We start from the raw sequence: 6865 nt of genomic DNA on the forward strand, positions 1-6865 counted from the left end.
GATAAATGCTTAATAGAGAATCTAACTCTTAGCAAGAAGGATAGAATAAAGAAATTGGAGCAGTAAAAAAGGCGCTCATGTGAACGCCTATAATTACTAATGAGTTAGTTTATATCATTTCAATTGCTTTTTTGGGGCATTTTGCCACGCATTGCTCGCATCCGATACACTTATCTTTATCTACTTCGTGAATTTTCTTAATCTCGCCCTTAATGGCTTGAACGGGGCATACTTTAGCGCAGATAGTGCACCCAATGCAGAGCTCGGGATTTATCTCCGCTTTCTTACGCATGCCCGCCAATAGATCTTCAATTGCCTTGGTAGGGCATACAGTGGCGCAGATACCGCAATTGATACATTTATCATAATCGATTCGAGCTAAATTGTTTTCCACAGTAATGGCTTGAACGGGGCATTTTTTGGCACAAATTCCACAACCGATGCAGGGATGCGTACTGCCGCAGACAGCTTTGGCATCTGGTCCTTTTTCTTTGGAGGAGCATTTGATGTATACATTACGGTTGATGGGCACAAGCATGATGAGATTTCGGGGGCAGGCTCTCACACAAGCGCCACAGCCGGTACATTTATTGAAATCTATAACTCGCATACCATTGGCGTCCACAGAAATAGCGTCAAATTGGCAAGCTTTCTGACAGTCGTTTAAGCCCATGCATCCCCAAGAACAACTATTGGGACCGCCGGCAATGTTTACTGCAGCTTTGCAGGATTCCACACCATCGTAGTTATATTTCCATTTAGTGTTGTTATGTCCGCCGCTGGAGCAGTGGATCACGGCAACTTTTTGTTGCATAGCGCCGGCATCTTTTCCCATGATTCTGGCGATCTGAGCGGCAACTGCTGCGCCTCCAGGGGCACATTTGTTTATGGCTTCGCCTTCATTTACGATGCGTTCGGCATATCCAGCACATCCTGCTGCTCCGCACGCCCCACAGTTAGCTCCGGGAAGAGCTTCCATTATTGCCTCTACGCGGGGATCTATTTTTACTTCAAACACTTTCGAGGCAATGGCTAAGATCAAGCCGAAGATTAATCCTAAAGCACCAATGATTAATACCGGGATTCCGATTGTGTTAAGCATAGAGACGGATTCTAGAAGAATAAAAGTCATCTGCATATCTCCCTTAGATTTTGAAGCCCATAAAGCCGTAGAAAGCCAGAGCCATAATTCCTGCGAGGATCAAAGCAATGGGCATGCCTTGCATGCTTTTTGGTAAATCTGCTTTCTCCAGGCGCATCCTCAAGCCAGCCATAGCAAGTAGTACTACTGTAAATCCTACTCCGCTAAAAAATCCATTTAACACACTATCTAAAAAGTTGTAAGCAGTTGTTCCATCGCTTCTAAAAGCAGTGGTGTTCAAAATAGCTACGCCCAGAACAGCGCAATTGGTAGTGATAAGAGGTAAAAATACGCCCAAAGATTTATATAGAGCTGGGGCGTTTTTTTGGATCACCATTTCCACAAATTGCACTAAGGCTGCAATGGTAAGAATGAAGGCTATTGTTTGCAGATACATTAATCCGAAATGAAGCAACAGATATTTATTGATTAGGAATGTAATGGCACTGGCAAGGGTCATCACAAAGATTACTGCCATCCCCATGCCCAGAGCAGAATCCAACTTTTTGGAAACTCCCAGATATGGACATAAACCCAAGAAACGCGAGAGTACGAAATTTTGGATGAAGATGGCAGTCATTGCCATCACGAAGAGTTCACCAAGATATCCCATTATTTCTTCTCCTTAAGCATATTCATCAAAGCCATCAAAAAACCAAGAGTGATGAAGGCTCCGGGGGCAAGGATGGCGACCAGCATGGGGTCATAAGTAAGCGGAGTAATCTTTATTCCCAACCAAGTTCCAGCTCCTAGAATCTCGCGGATGGTGGCAATTACACTTAGCGACAATGTGAAGCCGAGACCCATTCCAATGGCATCTGCGATGCTGAGCAAGACGTTGTTTTTGCTGGCAAAAGCTTCGGCTCTGCCCAAGATGATGCAGTTTACCACAATCAGTGGGATAAATAGCCCCAAGCTTTTGTGCAAACCAGGTAAGTATGCTGCCATTACCATATCGACAATAGATACAAAAGAGGCAATAACAACAATATATACGGGGATCCTGATTTTGGAGGGAGTTATGTTTTTGATAAGTGAGATGATGATGTTTGAACATAGCAGTACAAATGTAGCGGCAAATCCCATTCCCAAGGCGTTGATTACCGATGTGGTCACTGCTAAAGTTGGACACATCCCCAACACCAAAATAAAGATGGGGTTATCCTTAATAATTCCTTTACTCAGTTCTTTTACAAAACTCATTGGATACCTCCGGCGCTAATATCGGATTTAACGGCTTGAATTCTATTGCGTATGGAATTTGTTATACAGCGCGAAGTAATTGTGGCACCAGAAAGAGCAATCACTGCACCGCCATCCTTATCCACATAAAGATTTTCTATGGTCATACCGGCATATTGGCTGGTGAAATTATCGTTTGTGCAATTTGCTCCTAATCCCGGAGTTTCTGCCTGATCAATTATCTTTATGCCCAAGACTTTAAAATCCTTATCTACTCCCACCATGGTCTGCACAGTGCTGGAATAGCCAATCTCGGCGGCGATAAAAGTATAGCCCAATATCTCTTGAGTTTCAGGATTGGAAGCCACAAAGTAAGATGCTCCATCTGCTGTTTGAGCCTGTGTAAAGTTAGCATTCGGGATTAAGGCTTCACGAGTAGCAATTTCTTCTTTGGCTTTGCGTTGGGCAATAACCGGGGCTGTAAGTGTATTTATATAGGCAAGAATGCCACTGGCAACAGCACAGAAGATCAGTAAGATGAGTGAGAGCTTGATATAGTACTTCATTTTTTCACCTTCCCAAAAGCTTTTGGCATGGTAAGCATATCAATAAGCGGAGTAAAAACATTCATAAATAAAATGCTGTAACTTACTCCTTCAGGATAACCACCTACCATGCGAATTACAACGGTTAGAAGTCCACAGCCTATACCAAAGATTATTCTACCGCTCTTGGTGATGGGTGTGGTAGTATAATCGGTTGCCATAAAGAAAGCTCCCAACATTAAGCCACCGGAGAAGATATGGAAAAAGGGTAGCATTACCGAAGTGCTAGTGCCGGGAATACCGCCAAAGATGAAACTTAGCACAAAAACAGTGCCAATATAATATAACGGAATGCGCCATTCGATGATATTCTTGTAAAGCAAATATACTGCTCCAAGCAATAAGGCAAACGCAGATACTTCTCCAATACATCCGCCGATATTTCCCCAAAACAAGCTTTTGAGGGTTTCAATCTCAGTAAGGCTACCGAATATTCTGGCACCTAAATCAATGCCACCGGCTTGAGCGTTTATTTCGGATACAAAACTGGTGTCGCGTAAGGTTTTGGCAACATTTAGAGGGGTGGCAGAAGTAACCAGTTCATAGGCTTTGGGAGAAAGCTCGCTGAGGTTGTTGGCAATACTGGTAAGGTTGTTGATACCACTCATAGCGGAGTTTTTTGCCGCTACCCAACCGGCAGTCATTTGCGTAGGCCAGCTTGCTAGGAGGAAGGCACGTCCTAAAAGAGCGGGGTTTACAGGATTATTACCCAAGCCCCCAAAAACTTGTTTGCCAACGATAATGGCAAAAGCTGCGCCTACTATGGGTAGCCAAATTGGGGCACCGGCGTGGATGTTGAAAGCGAGGAGCAAACCAGTAAGAAAGGCAGAGCCATCATGAACTGAAATAGGCACTTTGCGTAGTTTCTGAACGGCTGCTTCACAAACAACTGCAGTAATGGCACCGGTTAGAGAAAGCATTAAAGCTCGGATTCCCCAATAATAGGTTGCAAATATTAAAGCTGGAACAAGAGCTAATACAACATTCCACATCACATTCTTTACGGTAGTTCTATCGTGCACGTGGGGAGCGGGGGAGACTATCAGTTTATTGTTGCTATTCATAATCACTTATTCCTTTGTGCTTCCGCATAGCGAATCTTGCCGGTATCGATCCACTGTACTAAACGTATCTGAGCTGGGCATACATAAGCGCAGCTTCCACATTTGATGCAATCGTTCAATCCGGCTTTCACTGCCATATCCAGATCTTTATACTTTACGGCATTAGCTATCATTGAAGGCATCAAATTCATGGGGCAGACATCCACACAACGGGCACACCGTAGGCAAGTATGTTCGGCCGCAGATTTGGCTTCCGTAGTATTGAGCAGTACTAATCCGCTACTGCCCTTAGTTATGGCTGCATCCAACGAGGGCAAAGCAAAGCCCATCATCGGTCCACCGGAAATAGCCTTACCAATTTCCTCTGTGGTGCCAGAGCAGAATTCCACTAATTCACTATATAAAGTGCCAATGGGAGCAAGTATGTTTTTGGGTTGTTTCACAACAGAGCCGGTAACGCTAATTATGCGTTCGATCAGGGGTTTCTGATAGCGTACGGCTTCATATATTGCTACAGCAGTCCCCACGTTTTGTACAACCACACCCACTGCCATCGGCAGTCCCCCGGCTGGCACTTTTCTTCCAGATGCGGCAAAGATCAATTGCTTCTCAGCTCCCTGTGGATATTGCATTTTGAGTGCTACTACTTCAAGGTTCTTCTCTTTGGCGCAAAGTCTAGTCATCTGGGCAATGGCATCAGGTTTATTGGCTTCAATACCAATCATGCCTTTTTGGGCACCGGTAACCTTCATTATGAGTTTAAGTCCGTGCAGGATATCTGCGGAGCGTTCCAGCATCAGACGGTAGTCGCTGGTGAGATATGGCTCGCATTCCACACCATTCAGAATAACCAAATCAATGGGCTTATCGGCAGGCGGTGAAAGCTTCACGTAGGAAGGGAATCCAGCGCCGCCCATGCCACATAATCCTGCGGCAGCGATGCGCTCTTTCATGGTTTGTGGTTCAAGCTCCAAGAAGTTCTCATCATCGCAAAGATCAATCATTCTGTTTGCGCCATCGGAAGTAATCTCGATGGCGGTGGACATTACGCCGGTTGGATGCATGAATTTGCCAATTTTGCTTATCTTACCGCTAATTGAGGCATGTTGGGCAAGGGAAACAAAGCCGGTGGCTTCTGCAATAGTTTGTCCTTTGAGTACAACCTCACCCACTTCAACAATGGGTGCAGAAGGGGCTCCGATGTGCTGAGAAAGATGAATTATCACCCTATTGGGGGTGGGAAGTATGCTTATGGCTGCGTCTTTAGAAAAATGCTTTTGATCGTGAGGGTGGATACCCCCAGGAAAGGTTTTTAATTGCATTAACTCTCCCACAGGCTTCGGAAAAAAGCCAAATATGTATTTTTTGCCACTTTTCTGATGTCCTCAGATTAGGCAAGGATTTTTTTGTGCAATATACCCTATATTTCTTTAAGACTTTCGTCTATTCCCTTTCGAATCTCATACCAAAAATCAAAAGCTGCTGCCTTCTTATTTTCGGCAAATCGGCATAACCACATATTGAGATCTTCATCGTTTTGGGCACAATTCATCATTAATAAGGCTTGATGTGTGTAATCTATATCTCGTTCAGATTCCCAGAATACCGAAGCATTACGACAGTTTATTCGTCTTGCGGTTATGTGATTGCATAATTCCAGTTTTTTTCTTAATCCAAATAGTTCTTCAATGATAATCGGCAACATTTCTTCTGCCCAAGCTCGATGGAAGCGGCATACACCAAGGTTGTCCAACATGATCTCGGTCTTCATTCTATCCGCATTTACTTTACCCAAATACCTAGGTTTAAAATACTGATTTCCGTAGTACATATAATATCTGCCCATTGCCGGCATGGGGGAAAGCACTCCGGGAGTCCAATATTGATTAGGAACCATCCAGCCTCTGCGCCCAAAAGCGTTATACACAAAGGTATCCATTATAGATTTGCCCTTCTTTCGCGATAAGCGCCGGGCAAATTTGCGTGCTCCTTCGTCCAAATTGATTCGGCGCGTAGCTCCCAACATATTATCTAATAAGGCACAGACCAAATTCGCATTATGCATAGAATCGGCAACAGAGTCGAAACCATCTGCACTCCATTTTGGTATAGTTTGCACTCCCAATTCCTCTGGCGAGATGCTACCGACATCCAAACAGTCCATCAGCCAGGCTACAAATCCTCCCACTGAAATGGCATCGAAACCAAGACTATCTGCTTTATGGCAGGCTAATTCTGCTGCTCGTTGATCGAATATTCCGCAAAGCGGACCTAAAGCCTGATAGGGCTCGTAGTCTTTTTTGTATATGCCCTCATATTTCTTGCATACTGCCACGCAGGGTTCACCGCAGGTATTTTGCTTTTTGGGTACAATTGTTTCGCTGTTAAACTGTTTAAGATAGTGATTTCGGATATGTTTCTCGTGAAATGCTTTCCGTTCTTGCTGGCTCCAGTATATACTACGATAGTTAAATGCCAATAAGGTTTCAGCATTATTGGTGAAGTTCACTCCAAAGGTGCCGCCGGTATCTACATCGGGATCAAATCTATATTTCTTGGTTGACTCCAGATCCTTGGCAAGCATCTTTTGTTCATAGCGTGCTCGAAACCACTCATCTGCCACTTTACGATCTCGGAAATCTTCGTCGATATGAGTACCGCCGTAGATTATGGCACAAATGCCATGTTGCTGATATAGTTTTGAGCCTAAACCTCCTCTTCCTGCCCAAGTATCAATGTGGCTAAGTTTACCATCTTTTATTGGCACCGACACTATTCCCCCAATATCGGAATACTTGGCGGCAGGTCCCACGGCTAACACGCGCGGATCGTGCTCATAACGATCCTTATAGCGATCATGCACGTGGTTCATC

At 44.4% G+C, this 6865-nt stretch carries 7 protein-coding genes; all 7 read right to left on the reverse strand.

The window, feature by feature from the left end; all coding sequences use genetic code 11:
- Positions 1-109 precede the first annotated feature (109 nt).
- Entirely contained in the window at positions 110-1132 is a 1023-nt protein-coding gene (locus tag LHW48_03720) for an RnfABCDGE type electron transport complex subunit B (protein MCB5259565.1), read from the reverse strand.
- A 13-nt stretch (positions 1133-1145) separates the two neighbouring features.
- Positions 1146-1754, reverse strand: a complete 609-nt coding sequence (locus LHW48_03725; GenBank protein MCB5259566.1) for an RnfABCDGE type electron transport complex subunit A — start codon at positions 1752-1754, stop codon at positions 1146-1148.
- Entirely contained in the window at positions 1754-2344 is a 591-nt protein-coding gene (locus LHW48_03730) for an electron transport complex subunit E (GenBank protein ID MCB5259567.1), read from the reverse strand. The genes LHW48_03725 and LHW48_03730 overlap by 1 nt, the downstream gene beginning before the upstream one ends.
- Positions 2341-2889 carry an FMN-binding protein gene (locus LHW48_03735; protein MCB5259568.1) on the reverse strand — a complete coding sequence of 183 codons (549 nt, stop codon included), beginning with the start codon at positions 2887-2889 and terminating at the stop codon, positions 2341-2343. Before LHW48_03735 ends, LHW48_03730 begins: the two co-directional genes overlap by 4 nt.
- On the reverse strand, positions 2886-3992 hold the full coding sequence (locus tag LHW48_03740; protein ID MCB5259569.1) for an RnfABCDGE type electron transport complex subunit D: 1107 nt from the start codon (positions 3990-3992) through the stop codon (positions 2886-2888). The genes LHW48_03735 and LHW48_03740 overlap by 4 nt, the downstream gene beginning before the upstream one ends.
- A 2-nt stretch (positions 3993-3994) precedes the next feature.
- On the reverse strand, positions 3995-5314 hold the full coding sequence (gene rsxC, locus LHW48_03745; protein MCB5259570.1) for an electron transport complex subunit RsxC: 1320 nt from the start codon (positions 5312-5314) through the stop codon (positions 3995-3997).
- Positions 5315-5412: 98 nt separating this feature from the next.
- Positions 5413-6865, reverse strand: a 1453-nt coding sequence (locus tag LHW48_03750) for an aldehyde ferredoxin oxidoreductase (protein MCB5259571.1), incomplete at its 5' end; no start/stop codon positions are given.

The sequence above is a fragment of the Candidatus Cloacimonadota bacterium genome (genome assembly GCA_020532355.1).
GTDB lineage: Bacteria > Cloacimonadota > Cloacimonadia > Cloacimonadales > Cloacimonadaceae > UBA5456.